The 13113-nt window shown below is 68.8% G+C and carries 15 protein-coding genes; 7 read left to right on the forward strand and 8 right to left on the reverse strand.

The window, feature by feature from the left end; all coding sequences use genetic code 11:
* The first annotated feature begins 150 nt into the window (after positions 1–150).
* Together BSY19_RS11120 and BSY19_RS26985 are read left to right on the forward strand one after the other, a co-directional pair.
* Positions 151–1548, forward strand: a complete 1398-nt coding sequence (locus tag BSY19_RS11120; protein WP_069054224.1) for a glutamate--cysteine ligase — start codon at positions 151–153, stop codon at positions 1546–1548.
* 91 nt (positions 1549–1639) lie between these two features.
* A complete protein-coding gene (locus tag BSY19_RS26985; protein WP_150129580.1) occupies positions 1640–1813 on the forward strand; it encodes a Flp family type IVb pilin in 174 nt (57 codons plus the stop codon).
* Between the two features lie 46 nt (positions 1814–1859).
* Here BSY19_RS26985 and BSY19_RS11125 read toward each other — a convergent pair whose 3' ends face one another.
* Positions 1860–2741 (reverse strand): LysR substrate-binding domain-containing protein, encoded by an 882-nt coding sequence (locus BSY19_RS11125; protein ID WP_069054225.1) that lies wholly within the window; start codon positions 2739–2741, stop codon positions 1860–1862.
* 168 nt (positions 2742–2909) lie between these two features.
* Here BSY19_RS11125 and BSY19_RS11130 point away from each other — a divergent pair, with 168 nt between their 5' ends.
* Positions 2910–3314 carry a DUF1127 domain-containing protein gene (locus tag BSY19_RS11130; RefSeq protein ID WP_069054226.1) on the forward strand — a complete coding sequence of 135 codons (405 nt, stop codon included), beginning with the start codon at positions 2910–2912 and terminating at the stop codon, positions 3312–3314.
* A 66-nt stretch (positions 3315–3380) separates the two neighbouring features.
* Here the strand turns inward: BSY19_RS11130 and BSY19_RS11135 are convergent, their stop codons facing one another.
* Together BSY19_RS11135 and BSY19_RS11140 are read right to left on the reverse strand one after the other, a co-directional pair.
* Positions 3381–4286, reverse strand: a complete 906-nt coding sequence (locus tag BSY19_RS11135; RefSeq protein ID WP_069054227.1) for a DUF937 domain-containing protein — start codon at positions 4284–4286, stop codon at positions 3381–3383.
* 94 nt (positions 4287–4380) lie between these two features.
* Positions 4381–5736 (reverse strand): MATE family efflux transporter, encoded by a 1356-nt coding sequence (locus tag BSY19_RS11140; protein WP_236840511.1) that lies wholly within the window; start codon positions 5734–5736, stop codon positions 4381–4383.
* A 182-nt stretch (positions 5737–5918) separates the two neighbouring features.
* Between BSY19_RS11140 and ispH the strand changes: the two genes are divergently transcribed.
* The 3 genes from ispH to rnhA are packed head-to-tail and all read left to right on the forward strand — an operon-like array spanning position 5919 to position 8359.
* Entirely contained in the window at positions 5919–6938 is a 1020-nt protein-coding gene (gene ispH / locus BSY19_RS11145) for a 4-hydroxy-3-methylbut-2-enyl diphosphate reductase (protein WP_069054229.1), read from the forward strand.
* Positions 6939–6950: 12 nt separating this feature from the next.
* Complete coding sequence (locus tag BSY19_RS11150; protein WP_069054230.1) at positions 6951–7916, forward strand: homoserine kinase; 966 nt, start codon at positions 6951–6953, stop codon at positions 7914–7916.
* Entirely contained in the window at positions 7913–8359 is a 447-nt protein-coding gene (gene rnhA / locus BSY19_RS11155; RefSeq protein WP_069054231.1) for a ribonuclease HI, read from the forward strand. The genes BSY19_RS11150 and rnhA overlap by 4 nt, the downstream gene beginning before the upstream one ends.
* 18 nt (positions 8360–8377) lie before the next feature.
* On the opposite strand, the gene BSY19_RS11160 is transcribed toward rnhA, so the two are convergent.
* Positions 8378–9394 (reverse strand): sensor histidine kinase, encoded by a 1017-nt coding sequence (locus BSY19_RS11160; RefSeq protein WP_236840512.1) that lies wholly within the window; start codon positions 9392–9394, stop codon positions 8378–8380.
* Positions 9395–9507: 113 nt separating this feature from the next.
* Between BSY19_RS11160 and BSY19_RS11165 the strand changes: the two genes are divergently transcribed.
* Positions 9508–9894: a response regulator gene (locus tag BSY19_RS11165; RefSeq protein ID WP_069054232.1), complete on the forward strand. Its 387-nt coding sequence runs from the start codon at positions 9508–9510 to the stop codon at positions 9892–9894.
* 41 nt (positions 9895–9935) lie between these two features.
* Here BSY19_RS11165 and BSY19_RS11170 read toward each other — a convergent pair whose 3' ends face one another.
* The 4 genes from BSY19_RS11170 to BSY19_RS11185 form a co-directional block, all read right to left on the reverse strand.
* Positions 9936–11012, reverse strand: a complete 1077-nt coding sequence (locus BSY19_RS11170; RefSeq protein ID WP_069054233.1) for a sensor histidine kinase — start codon at positions 11010–11012, stop codon at positions 9936–9938.
* A 197-nt stretch (positions 11013–11209) separates the two neighbouring features.
* Complete coding sequence (locus BSY19_RS11175; RefSeq protein WP_069054234.1) at positions 11210–11704, reverse strand: YqhA family protein; 495 nt, start codon at positions 11702–11704, stop codon at positions 11210–11212.
* An 89-nt stretch (positions 11705–11793) separates the two neighbouring features.
* A complete protein-coding gene (locus BSY19_RS11180) occupies positions 11794–12243 on the reverse strand; it encodes a GNAT family N-acetyltransferase (protein WP_069054235.1) in 450 nt (149 codons plus the stop codon).
* Between the two features lie 144 nt (positions 12244–12387).
* Entirely contained in the window at positions 12388–13110 is a 723-nt protein-coding gene (locus BSY19_RS11185; protein ID WP_150129581.1) for a hypothetical protein, read from the reverse strand.
* Between the last annotated feature and the right edge of the window lie 3 nt (positions 13111–13113).

The raw sequence follows: 13113 nt of genomic DNA on the forward strand, positions 1-13113 counted from the left end.
CGGAGGTGCGGCGCCCCCGCGCGAATGCGCAGGACAGGTCGTTGTCGCGGGTTCGCGCCTCGCCTATGTCTGGCGCACCCGGAGCCTGAGATCCGCCATGCCAGACCGGCGCGGCGAGCCTGGCCGTCCTGTTGTTCTGCCGGAGCACCCATGGCTCGCGACCTGTCCGATTCGACCCCGATCGGGTCCAAGACCGAACTGATGTCCTGGATCGCCGCCGGGGAGAAACCGCCCTCGGCCTTCCGGCTCGGCACCGAGCACGAGAAGTTCCCGTTCTACCGGGATGACCTGTCCCCGGTGCCCTATGAGGGGCGCCCGGCCGCAGGCGGACGCCCCGCCGCGGGCGGCATTCGTCATCTGCTGGAGGGGATGCAGGGCAAACTCGGCTGGGAGCCGATCGTCGACGCCGGCCATGTCATCGGCCTCGCCGGTCCCGATGGCGGCGGCGCGATCTCGCTGGAGCCGGGCGGCCAGTTCGAGCTGTCGGGCGCCCCGGTCGAGACGCTGCACCAGACCGCGGCGGAACTCGCCGGCCATCTCGACGATCTCAAGGCGATCGCCGAGGTCCATGGCATCGGCTTCGTCTCGCTCGGCCATTCGCCGCTCTGGACGCGGGCGCAGACGCCGATGATGCCCAAGAGCCGCTACAGGATCATGGCCGACTACATGCCGAAGGTCGGCTCGCGCGGCCTCGACATGATGTTCCGCACCTGTACGGTCCAGGTGAACCTCGATTTCGCGACCGAGGCCGACATGGTCAGGAAGCTGCGCGTGGCGCTGGCCCTGCAGCCGCTGGCCACGGCCCTGTTTGCGTCCTCCCCCTTCTCGGAGGGGCAGCTCAACGGCTTCCAGTCGATGCGCTCGGAAATCTGGCGCGACACCGACAAGGCCCGCTCGGGCATGCTCGCCTTCGCCTTCGACGAGGCGATGTCCTACGAGGCCTATGTCGACTGGGCGCTCGACGTGCCGCTGTATTTCGTCAAGCGCGGCGACACCTATCACGACGTCGCGGGTGCCTCCTTCCGCGATCTGATGGCCGGTCGCCTGCCGCAGCTGCCCGGTGTGACGGCGACGATCTCGGACTGGGCCAATCACCTCGGCACGCTTTTCCCGGAGGCCCGCCTGAAGCGCTTCCTCGAGATGCGCGGCGCCGATGCCGGCCCGCCGGAACTGCTGAATGCGCTGCCCGCCTTCTGGGTCGGGCTGCTCTACGACCAGGCGTCGCTCGATGCCGCCTGGGATCTCGTCAAGGGCTGGAGCGAGGCGGATCGCCAGGGGCTGCGCGATGCAGTTCCCGTTCAGGGGCTCGCCGCGACCGTCGCCGGCCGCAGCCTGCGCGAGATCGCGCGCGAGGTGCTCGTCCTGTCGCGGGCCGGGCTCGCCCGCCGCGCGCGGCACGACGGCAACGGCGCCGACGAGACCGGCTTCCTCGATCCGCTCGACGCCATGGTCGCCGCCGACAAGGTCCTCGCGCAGGATCTGGTGGAGCGCTATCGCGGCGCCTGGAAGGGCCGGATCGAGCCGCTCTTCGAGGATTTCAGGCTGTAGTGCGCGGCTTCGGGCGAGAAATCGCCCTTTATCGGCATTGCAGTGATCGGATTAACGATTTGGCCGCGATTATCCGCTAGCGTCCAGTCCCATGAAAACGCTGCTCGCCCTTCTTGCTGATTTTGGTCGGGACCAACGCGGTGCCACGGCCATCGAATATGGCTTCATCGCCGCCTTGATGTCGGTGGCGACGATCGCGACGATCACCCAGATCGGCGGCAATGTCGGCGAGCTGACCGGGCGGGTCATGGGCGGGCTGAAGTAGCCGCCACCCGTTCTCGTCTTCGTCGGCCGGTATCCGACCCGTCGACCTACTCCGCCGCCGTCTTGAAGCTCGCCAGATTGTCCAGGCTCTGGATGATGTGCTCGGCCAGTGCGTTCGACAGCACCGAGGGGTCGAAACGCGTGCGCAGCAGTCCGATCTTGCACGAGGGCAGCGTCGCGAAGCCTTCCCCCGGTCCCAGAATCCGCATGCCCGGCCTGACGGCGCTCTCGGGCAGGACGGAGACGGCGAGCCCCGCGACGACGGCGGCGCCGACCGCGGTCGAGTTCCAGCTCGCATAGAGCACGCGGAAGCGCCGCCCCTTGTTCTCCAGCGCGTCGACCGCCGCCTGGCGCCAGTTGCAGTTGGGCCGGCCCAGCGCCAGCGGCAGCGGGTCTTCCTCATGCACGCCATGCCGGGCTGAGGTGACCCAGAGCAGCGGCTCGATCCGGATGATCTCGCCCTGTCCGCGGCTCTCGACATGGGTGATGATGGCGAGGTCGATGTCGCCGGTGGCGATCCGCTCGGCCAGCATCGGCGTCGGCTCGCAGACGACCGTGACCTCGGCCCGCGGGTTGGAGCGGGCGAAGCGCGCCAGGATCTCCGGCAGGTAGCGGTCGGCATAGTCGTCGGGCACGCCGAGCCGGATGCGCCCCTTGAGGTCGGCATCGGTGAAGCTCGCGACGCATTCGAGGTTCAGCCGCACGATCCGCCGGGCATAGTCGAGCAGCCGCTCGCCATCCTCGGTCAGCTTGGCATGGCGCCCGTCACGCCCGAACAGGGGCCGCCCGACGCGCTCCTCCAGCCGCTTCATCTGCATCGACACCGCCGACTGTGTCTTGAACACGATCTCGGCCGCGCGGGTGAAGGAGCCGGTATCGGCGATCGCCACGAAGGTCTTGAGCTGGTCGGCATCGAGCACATGAGCCATGGAGAAGCCTCGCGGTCGGTCCATCAATATCCGTGTTGTCAAGGATCATAAGCATTCGTTTGGCTGATGACCAGCGGAAAGCTAATCTGCTTTCACCATCCGGTCCTGCCAACGGCGCGTCCAGGCAGGACAGAGGTGTTCACCGTCGCCCGTCCACAGGAGGCCGTCATGTTGCTCATGACATTCGCCACGAAGTCGCTCTCGTCCGTCTCGGCCGGTGCCACGCGTGTCGTGACCCTCACGCTCAAGCCGGTGAATGCCATCGTGAAAGCCCTGATCCATCGCCGAGAGGTGATGCGCCTGGGCGAACTCGACGAGCGCGCCCTCAAGGACATCGGGCTCGTCCGCTCCGATCTCGACGGTGCCCTCTCGGTCTCCTGGCTGTCGGATCCCTCGCTCATCCTCGCCGAGCGCTCCAGCGCCCGTCACGGCGTCGCCTCGCTGCGCCGCCAGGCCGCGCTCCAGCAGGCGGAGCGGGTCGCCCCGGCCCAGCCGGTCGTGTCCGCCCGGCCCGCGCCGGCGGCGCCCGCGCGGCGTGCTCCGGCGTCCGATCAGATTGCGTGCAGCGCCTGACCCCTTGGGGCTGCGCGTAACTGCGGGCGGAGGCTTCGTGCCTCCGCCCTTTTTCATGTCGGGCGGTCAGCGCCGGCCCGGCCCGCCGAACATCGTGTCGAAGATCGACTTCATCGCCTCCTGATGGCTGTCCTGCACCTGACGCCCGGTCTCGAACATCTGGTTGAGGGCGTCGAGGCCGATGGCGCCGGGCCCCGCGCCGGCGGAAGGCGCCGCGTCCTGCGGTTCGGGCTCCGGCGCCGGGCGCGCTGCACGCCGCTCCGGCTCGGGCTGGGCCTGCGCGCCACCCAGCATGCCGGTCAGGATCTGGCCGAACATCCCGCCCATCTGGTCCATGCCCATCTGCCCGCCCGGCATCTGGCCGCCGCCGAAGGGCCCGCCGCCCTGCGTCTGCCCGCCGGCGGGCGCCTGGCCGTTCCCGAAAAGGCTGCCCAGAATCGCCTCGAGCGGGTTTGCCGGGTTCGCCGACTGCGGGGCCGGAGCCGGCTGCATGCCCGGCATCTGGCCGCGCATCATCTCGGAGAACTGGCCGAGAATGCCGCCGAGACCGTTGCTCTGCATCGATTTGGTCAGGCCGCCCATCACCATCGCCGCGATGACCGGCAGCATCTGCTTCAGCACGGCCTGGCCGACGCCGCTGGTCGCCGCCGCCTGGGCCGCCACCGCATTGCTGACCTCCTTCGAGCCGAAGAGCTGGCTCAGGACATCCGTGCCGGCGCTGCGGGCATTGTCGGGAATGCCGTCGCCATTCGCATCGAAGATGCGGCCGAAGGGCGAGGCGGTCATCATCTGGGCCAGGGAACCGAAGGCGTAGGGGTCCTGCGTCTGCCGCTGCAGGCCCATCGAGAAGGCGGGCAGCAGGGCGTCGATCGCGGCCTGCGTCTGCTGCGGGCTCAGCCCGTATTGCCGGGCGATGTTCTGCATGGCCTGGCCGTTCTGGGCCTGCTGCATCATCTCGAACAGGTTCATCATGGCTTGGCCTTGGGCTGCTGCGCGGTCTGTCGCCGCCTGAAGGCTCCGACGATAACAGGGCGGGGGGGCGAGGCAAGCCGCGGCCGGCTCGGGTTCAGCCGCCGTTCGCCTTCCGCTCCAGCCGGGTGATGCCGCGATAGGCGAAGACCAGCGCGAGCACGCCGAAGACAATAGCGCCGAGCGCCGAGCCGACGAGCGCGCCCTTCGGCCCGGCATAGTGCGCGCCGAGCCAGGCCAGCGGGATCGTGCCCAGCGTCGCGCGGCCCCAGCTGAACAGCGTCGACAGCAGCGGCATGCCGAGATTGTTGAAGGCGGCGTTGGCGACGAAGAGCAGGCCGACGAACACCCACATCGGCCCGGCGACGAGGCAGAAGAAGGTGAGCAGCTCGGCCGTCAGCCCGGTCGCACCGAAGGCGTCCGCGATCGGCCCGCGTGCCAGCGCCAGCACCGCCCCCGAGACCACGACGCAGCCGATCGCGAACTGCACCGAGGCGGTCAGCCCGGCGCGCATCCGGTCGAAGCGCCCGGCACCCCAGTTCTGCGCCAGGATCGGCCCGACCGCGCCGGTCAGCGCAAACAGCACGCCGAAGGCGACCGGCACCAGCCGGTCCATGATCGCCAGCGCCGCCATCGCACTGTCGCCGAAGCGGGCGAAGACACCGGCGAAGACGGCATTGGCGATCGGGTTGGACAGATTGGTCAGGATCGCCGGCCCCGCGATGGCGAAGGTGCTCGCGCTGTCACGGCGCACACCGGCCAGGCTCGGCCGTGCGACCATGTCGTGGACCCGCACCGCCCCGTGCAGCCCGGTCGCGACGATGACGATGCGTGAGATCACGATCGCCCAGGCCGCGCCGTCCGGCCCCAGCCCGAGGCCGAAGATCAGCAGCGGGTCGAGTCCGGCGGTGACGAGGCCACCGCCGAGCGTGACGAACATGGCGCGGCGGGCGTCACCCACGGCGCGCAGCACGCCCGACAGCCCCATGCCGACCGCCATCAGGGCGTTGGAGGGCAGCACGATCCACAGGAAGGAGAGCGCCACGCGGTAGGATTCGTCATGGGCGCCGAGCAGGCGCAGCAGCCAGGGCAAAGCGGGCAGCGCGACCGCCGTCAGCGCCAGCGCGGCGAGTGCCATCAGCACCAGCGTCGAGGCGGCGATCCGTCGCGCCCCGGCCCGGTCTCCCGCGCCCAGCGCCCTGGCTGTCAGCGCCGAGACCGCGATCATCAGCCCGATATTGATCGAGATCATCAGGTAGAGGACGATCGTGGCGAAGCCGACGCCGGCCGTCGCCTCGGGCCGCCCCAGCCAGGAGACATAGAGCAGCGAGAGCAGATCGACGACGAAGATCGCCATCAGGCCGATCGCGCCCGTCCCGGTCATCACCGCGACATGGCCCATCAGCGACCCGCTGACGAAGACGGCCGTCTGGGGCGAGGACCGCACGTTCACCGGCGAGGCTCGTTGCACGAGTGGGTGCGGGTGGTCGGTGCGGGAGTGCGTGCGGCTGGCATGTCGCGTCGGCTGGCTCCGGCGAGGCGGGACGGGGTGCGGTGGTGCGCCGCCCTGTCTAGGCTGTCCTACGCCGGCAGGCGAGGGCCATCGCCGCCGCCCCTCGATACCGGCCGCCTTTCTTGACATCGCCCGCGCCACGCCGAAAGAAGACCGCTGTCCAATCGGAGCCCCGCGTGACCAAGCCGCCGCTCGATATCCTGCTCTGTGCCCCGCGCGGCTTCTGCGCGGGCGTCGTGCGCGCGATCGACGCGGTCGAGAAGGCGCTGATCCTGCATGGCGCGCCGGTCTATGTCCGCCACGAGATCGTTCACAACAAATACGTGGTCGAATCACTGAAGCGGAAGGGCGCCGTCTTCGTCTCCGAATTGTCTCAAGTGCCGGACGCGACGCGGCCCGTGATCTTCTCCGCCCATGGCGTGGCCAAGTCCGTGCCGGCGGAGGCCAATGCCCGCAACCTCTTCGCCATCGACGCGACCTGCCCGCTCGTCACCAAGGTCCATCGCGAGGCCGAGGTGCACCACAAGCGCGGGCGCCACATCCTGCTCGTCGGCCATGCCGGCCACCCCGAGGTGATCGGCACGATGGGCCAGCTGCCGCCGGGCGCGATCACCCTGATCGAGACGCTGGAGGATGTCGCGGCGCTGACGCCGCCGGCCGGCCAGCCGCTCGCCTATGTCACGCAGACGACGCTTTCGGTGGACGACACCCGCGGCATCGTCGAGGCGCTGCAGGCGCGCTTCCCGGAGCTGATCGCGCCGCACAAGGAAGACATCTGCTACGCCACCACCAACCGCCAGGAGGCGGTCAAGCGCGTCGCGCCGCAGGTCGACGCGCTGATCGTCGTCGGCTCGCCCAACTCCTCGAATTCGCAGCGCCTGCGCGAGGTCGCCGAGCGCGCCGGCTGCCCGGTGGCGAGACTCGTGCTGCGCACCGACGAGATCGACTGGGAGGCGTTCGGCGCCATCCGCACGCTCGGCATCACCGCCGGCGCCAGCGCGCCGGAGGTGCTGGTCGAGGAGATCATCGACGCCTTCGCCCAGCGCTACGAGGTCCGCGTCGAGACCGTCTCGACCGCCGACGAGAACGTCTTCTTCCCGCTGCCGCGCGAATTGCGCGATGCGCCTGCAGCGGCCGAGTGAGCGAGAACAGTCTTGGCCGTCTATACCGAAGTGCCCGATGACGAGATGGCGGCCTTTGTCGCCCGCTACGGCATCGGCGATCTCCTCTCCGCCAAGGGCATCGCCGAGGGCGTCGAGAACTCGAACTACCTGCTGCACACGACGCAGGGCTTCTACATCCTCACCCTCTATGAGAAGCGGGTGAACCCGGACGATCTGCCCTTCTTCCTCGGGCTGATGCAGCATCTGGCGGCGCGGGGGCTGATCTGCCCGCAGCCGGTCAGCGACAGCCGCGGCGAGATGCTCGGCCGCCTCGCCGGGCGCCCGGCCGCGATCGTGACCTTCCTCGACGGCCTTTCGGTGCGCCGGCCGACCGCGACCCATTGCCAGGAGCTCGGGCGCGGGCTGGCGCTGCTGCACCAGGCCGGTGCCGATTTCGGCATGGAGCGGGTGAACGTGCTCTCCGTGCCGGGCTGGCGGCCGCTCGCCGAGCAGGCCGGGCCGGCCGCCGACACGGTGTCGGCCGGTCTGGCGGGCCGCGTCGCGGCCGAGATCGCGGTGCACGAGGCGAGCTGGCCGCAGGGCCTGCCGCGCGGCGTCATCCATGCCGATCTGTTCCCCAACAACGTCTTCTTCCTGAAGAACAAGCTCTCGGGGCTGATCGACTTCTATTTCGCCTGCACCGACGCCTTCGCCTACGACCTCGCGATCTGCCTGAACTCCTGGTGCTTCGAGGCTGACGCCTCCTTCAACCTCACCAAGGGCCAGGCCATGCTGGCGGGCTATGAGAGCGTGCGCCCGCTGACGGAAGCCGAGATCGAGGCGCTGCCGCAGTTCTGCCGGGGCTCGGCGCTGCGCTTCCTGCTGACCAGGCTGGTCGACTGGCTCAACGTGCCGCCGGGCGCGCTGGTCAAGCCGCATGACCCGCTCGAATACGACCGCAAGCTCGCCTTCCACCAGCGCGTCGCCGATGCGCGCGACTACGGGCTGAGGCGATGAGCGATACCGTCGAGGTCTGGACGGACGGCGCCTGCTCCGGCAACCCCGGCCCCGGCGGCTGGGGCGTCATCCTGTCCTACAAGGGCAAGCAGAAGGAGCTCTCCGGCGGCGAGGCGATGACCACCAACAACCGCATGGAGCTGATGGGCGCGATCGCGGCGCTGGAATCGCTGACGCGGCCCTGCACCGTCGCGCTGCACACCGACAGCCAGTATCTGCGCCAGGGCATCACCGCCTGGATCCATGGCTGGAAGAAGAACGGCTGGAAGACGGCCGACCGCAAGCCGGTCAAGAACGAGGAGCTCTGGAAGCGCCTCGACGCCGCGCTGAAGCAGCACAAGATCGAGTGGAAATGGGTCAAGGGCCATGCCGGCGACGAAATGAACGAGCGCGCCGACGAGCTGGCCCGCGCCGGCATGGCGCCGTTCAAGCCCGGGCGCTGAGGCCGTCCGCCGCCGTCGTCAGACGGCCAGACGCGTGGCGTCGATCCGCAGGGTGATGATGGCCCCGTCTTCGTTCCAGTCGCGCGCGACGCTGCCGTTGAGCTGGGACTGCATGCTGCGCGTCAGCATCCGGCTGCCATAGCCGGTCGTTTCCGGCGGCGCGGCGATGCGCGGCCCGCCCCGCTCCGTCCAGACCAGGACCGCCTCCGCGCCGTCGAGCACGCAGGACACGTCGAGCGTGCCCGTCACTGCGGAGAGGGCGCCGTATTTGACCGAGTTGGTCGCCAGTTCATGCAGCACCATGGCCAGCGACGTGGCGCCCCGCTCGCCGACCGACATCCGCGGCACCGCGACGCGGATCCGGCCGCTGAACGCGGCTTCGTCGTCATAGGGCGCGAGCAGGATCGTCAGGAGGTCGCCGAGCAGTGCGCCGTTTTCCTTGCGGCCCGGCACCGGGCGGACGAGGTCGTGCGCCCGGCCGAGGGCCGAGAGCCGGCTGATCAGTTCCCCCGCCATATGCTCGGTCGAGGTGGCCGAGCGCGAGCTGATCGAGGTCAGCGCCGTGGCCATGCTGAGCAGGTTCTTGACCCGGTGGCTCATCTCGCCGGCCAGCAGTTCATTGGCCTCTTCGGCCTGCTTGCGGCCGGTGACGTCGAGAAAGACGCCGAACATGACGCGGCCTTCGATGTCGGCGTCGTCGCCCTGGCCCCGCGCCGAGATCCATTGGATCACGTCGCCGATCATGATCCGGAAGTCGATCTCATAGGAGCCGACGATGCCCCGCGTCGCTGAGAAGGCCTCGCGCACGCGGTCGCGGTCGGCGGGATGGATCTTGGCCGAGAGTTCCTCGAAGACGACGACCGGCGCCGGCGGCAGGTCCCAGAGCGCGAAGCCATGCCTGTCCATGGTGAACTGGTCGCTGTCGACGTTCCATGACCACAGCGCGATGCCGGCGGCGTCGATCGCCAGCCTGAGGTGCCGGGGCGGCCATCGCGCCGGCTCGGCCGGAAAGGTCAGATTATGTAACGTTTTCAATGAAACGGCGCCGATTTCAGATTTGCTTGAGTCATGGTTGCATATTTGGCAATCAAAAGGCTGAACGATATCATGGTTTGATCGTTCTCTTTTTCTAACGAAAGTTTGTCGAGATGTCCGAGATTGTCGTCCTGATCGTCGACGACGAGCCGTTGATCCGGATGGATCTGGCCGACATGGTCCAGGATGCCGGCTATGTCGCGCTCGAGGCCGCCCATGCAGACGAGGCGATCGGGCTGCTCGAAACCCAGCCCGCCATCCGCATCCTCGTCACGGACATCGAGATGCCCGGCTCGATGGACGGGCTGAAACTCGCAGCCGCCGTGCGCGAGCGCTGGCCGCCGGTGGTGATTATCGTGACCTCCGGGCGTGTCCTGCCGGCGACCACCCAGCTTCCCTCCGAGACGGTGTTCCTCGGCAAGCCCTATCAGGGGGCTGCCATGTCCGCCGCGCTCAACGATGCCGTGGCGACTCTGCGACGAGGGAAGTCGACGGGCTGAGGAGCCCGCTCCGACCTCCCTGTCACGCGCGCCGGGTGCCCTCAGAGATAGGCGACGCCATCGCCCAGGAGCGGCTTGTCGTCCGGGGGCCGGTTCAGGCTGCGCCGCACCGTCACCACGGTCCCGGGTTTGGCGTCGAAGACGAGGATCTCCGCCTCGAGCTGTTGTGCCAGCGCCTTGACGATGCTGGTCCCCAGCCCGCCTTTCATGTCCTGCCGGGGGTCGGGCATGCCGATGCCGTCATCGCTGACCGTGAGCGCCCACTCGGTGTCGTCGGCGTGATAGCCGACGCGGATCTTGCCGCGGCGACCGTCCGGATAGGCGTGCTTCAGCGAGTTGATCACCAGCTCCGTCACGATCAGGCCGAGGCTGATCGAGATGTCGGCCTCGACCGTGCTGTCGTCGATTTCGGCCGAGAGTGAGAGCAGGGCCGGGTCCGGGATCATCGAGGCGGCGATGCTGCGGCACAGATTGGTCAGATAGGCGCGCAGCGCCACGCGCCCCAGCTGGGAGGTCGCCAGCTGCTGCTGCAGCGCCGCGATCGACATCACCCGGCTATGGGCGTCCTTGAGATGGCCGCGCGTTTCCTCCGATTGCACCTTGCGGGCACTCTGCATCAGGATGCTGGCGATGATCTGCAGGCTGTTGGCGACCCGGTGCTGCAGTTCCTGCAGCAGGATCGCCTTTTCGCGCAGCAGGTCGTCCTTCTGCTTCTCGCTCCGGCGGGCATCGGTCACGTCGGCGACGGACAGCAGCAGGCGAATGTCGCCGCCCTCGACATCGTCGAGCCTGTGGGCGTTGATGACGAGACGCCGCGGATTGTCGGCGCCGCGCTGCAGCGTCATCTCATAGGCCTCGACCTCGGCGAAGCCGGCGGCGGTCGCCCGCAGGAGCGAATCCAGCTGCGGGACGTTCCACTCGCCCGTGCCGATCGTCGCCATCGGCTGCCCCGCGACGGTCGCCGGGTCGCACTGGAAGGCCCGGCAGAAGGACCGGCTCGCGACCAGGATGGCGAGATCCCCGTCAAGCAGCAGGAGCGGCGCGTCGGAGGTCGAGATCACCGCGAGCGCCAGCCCCAGATCCAGCGGGGTCGTCGGGGTCGTCTTTGGGGTGGGCATCGATGCCCTTTCGGCCGGCCGTGAGCCTTCGGAGCGAAAGCGGGAACCACAGCGCCACTGCGGATGCGGCACGCCCGACCGGGCGCGTCCTCTCCTCGTTGGGGGCACCCTAGCACGGACAGCGGCCGAGCGTGCGGCAATTCGCCGGCTGCCGTCTCGGCGGGCGAACCCGCGTTGCCCTGGGGAAGGGGTGCCCCTTAGGCGGCCTTGTCACCATGCCCGCCGGCCGCCGCAGCATGCGGCATCAGCTTCAGCGCGCCGGCGATGAGCAGGATCGCGGCCGGCAGCACGAGATAGCCGGGCTCGAGCTTGCTGTCGGCGGTAGCGATGTCGGTCGCGAAATCGACGATGAGATAGACCAGGATCGCCTGACAGAAGGTGGTCTTCAGCTCGCCCATCTCGCTCGGGCGGATCCAGGCGGGCAGGTCGTCGCCAGCCGTGACGCGCTCCGCGAGGACGAAGGTCGCGATCACCTTGGCGCCGAGCAGGGTGATGATGACCGCGAACAGGCATTCGTCGATCGTCTTCATCACCAGCGAGATCGTGCTCTGGGCGTCGTCATGGGCCAGCATGGCGCGCGCCGCCGCCAGCAGATTGGTGCCGGCCTCGCCGAGCAGCACGAGCCCGCTGCCGATCATGCCGAGCGCCGCGAGCGCGATGATCGCCCGAAATGCCAGTCCCGCCGCCTGCATCGCCGTCTCCGTTCCAGCCGCCTCGTCAGGCGCGGGGATCGGGATAGGGGCTGGCGCACGCTGCGTCCATGCCCCGCGCGCCGGAGCTTTCAGCCCAGCGGCTGGCGATAGACGATGAAGCCGGACTTGTCGGCGACCTTGTCGTAGAGCGCCTGCGCCTGCGCGTTGCTCTCATGCGTCTGCCAGTAGACGCGAAAGCAGCCCCTGGCCTGCGCCATCTGCCGGACGGCCTCGATCAGCGCGCGTCCTGCGCCGGTGCCGCGCGCTTCGGGCGCGGTGAAGAGGTCCTGCAGGTAGCAGATGTCCCGGCTGTTCCAGGTCGAGCGGTGGATCACCCAGTGGACGAGGCCGATCAGCGCGCCGTCGCGCTCCCCAACGAAGCCGCCCATCGGCTCGGCCCCGCCGGTCAGGCGGGCGAAGGTGACGTTGCTGATGTCGGACGCGATCGAGGCTTTGTAAAACGTCAGATAGCCCTGCCAGAGCGGGTCCCAGCCGGCGCGGTCCGAAGCGGCGAGGGGGCGGATGGTCAGGGCGGTCATGGCAGGCTCCGGCGATCTCGGGAAAGCCTAGCGCCGCCCCGCCGGGCTGTCTCATGACGAAGCGAGATCGGATTGATCAGCGAGGGAGAGGGCGGCGCGGCGATGCAGAAATTGCGAGCACTGCCGGCGGCGGCGAGGTCGCATCTATCGATCGGACGGCTTTTCGGCCCCAACTGTCCGCGGCCCGTCAACCGTCAGAATATCATCGAGGCTCGGAAACAGGACGGTCCTGCAGCGATCGAGCCGTGATGCCCTTTGCTGATAGTTGGCCTGGGCGATCGTCTGCTGCATCTGCTTCTCAAGCAGCGCCGTCTTCGTTTCACGGCCCAGCCGGTTCAACTGCCGAGCGCGTTCCGCGGATTTGTTCGCGAACGCAGCCCATGCCCGCATGGCCTCGACCTCGTCGGGGCCCTTCTCACAGCCTGCGTCCCAGGCGCGCCGGAACGTCGCGTAGAGGGCATCGGCCGGAACGTTCACCCCACCGAAGTGCTTCGCCATTTCGCCCATCGCCTGGTATTGGGCCGACACCGTCGCCAGACTTTTTTCGGCGACCACCAGTTGCTTGCGATTCCAGAGATCCTTCAGCCGGGCGATCTCCAATTCGACGAGCGGGATCGCCTTCTTCCGGTGGAGCTCTTCCTTCTGCGTCAGCAGGGCCTGGTCGCGCGCGATCTGGGCCTTGACCACGTCGATCTGGATCGCCGCCAGCATGCTCTGATAGCCGTAGGAACGGCCGTAATCGACGAACATCATGACGGCGACCTGCCGATCGCTGACCGGCTTCGCTTCGTCCGGGGTCTGCGCCACGGCGACCGACACCGTGCCGACGGCGGCCGAGAGGGCTACAGCCGCAATGGCCATCCGCATTTT

Origin of the sequence: Bosea sp. RAC05, from assembly GCF_001713455.1 — a bacterium.
GTDB lineage: Bacteria > Pseudomonadota > Alphaproteobacteria > Rhizobiales > Beijerinckiaceae > Allobosea.

Bases quoted from the DNA above. Each gene is read 5' to 3' on its own strand.
- BSY19_RS26985 (WP_150129580.1), top strand. From the start codon at position 1,640: ATGAAAACGCTGCTCGCCCTTCTTGCTGATTTTGGTCGGGACCAACGC.
- BSY19_RS11175 (WP_069054234.1), bottom strand. From the start codon at position 11,704: ATGCAGGCGGCGGGACTGGCATTTCGGGCGATCATCGCGCTCGCGGCG.
- BSY19_RS11130 (WP_069054226.1), top strand. From the start codon at position 2,910: ATGTTGCTCATGACATTCGCCACGAAGTCGCTCTCGTCCGTCTCGGCC.
- BSY19_RS11165 (WP_069054232.1), top strand. From the start codon at position 9,508: ATGTCCGAGATTGTCGTCCTGATCGTCGACGACGAGCCGTTGATCCGG.
- BSY19_RS11185 (WP_150129581.1), bottom strand. From the start codon at position 13,110: ATGCGGATGGCCATTGCGGCTGTAGCCCTCTCGGCCGCCGTCGGCACG.
- BSY19_RS11125 (WP_069054225.1), bottom strand. From the start codon at position 2,741: ATGGCTCATGTGCTCGATGCCGACCAGCTCAAGACCTTCGTGGCGATC.
- BSY19_RS11120 (WP_069054224.1), top strand. From the start codon at position 151: ATGGCTCGCGACCTGTCCGATTCGACCCCGATCGGGTCCAAGACCGAA.
- BSY19_RS11170 (WP_069054233.1), bottom strand. From the start codon at position 11,012: ATGCCCACCCCAAAGACGACCCCGACGACCCCGCTGGATCTGGGGCTG.
- rnhA (WP_069054231.1), top strand. From the start codon at position 7,913: ATGAGCGATACCGTCGAGGTCTGGACGGACGGCGCCTGCTCCGGCAAC.
- BSY19_RS11135 (WP_069054227.1), bottom strand. From the start codon at position 4,286: ATGATGAACCTGTTCGAGATGATGCAGCAGGCCCAGAACGGCCAGGCC.
- BSY19_RS11180 (WP_069054235.1), bottom strand. From the start codon at position 12,243: ATGACCGCCCTGACCATCCGCCCCCTCGCCGCTTCGGACCGCGCCGGC.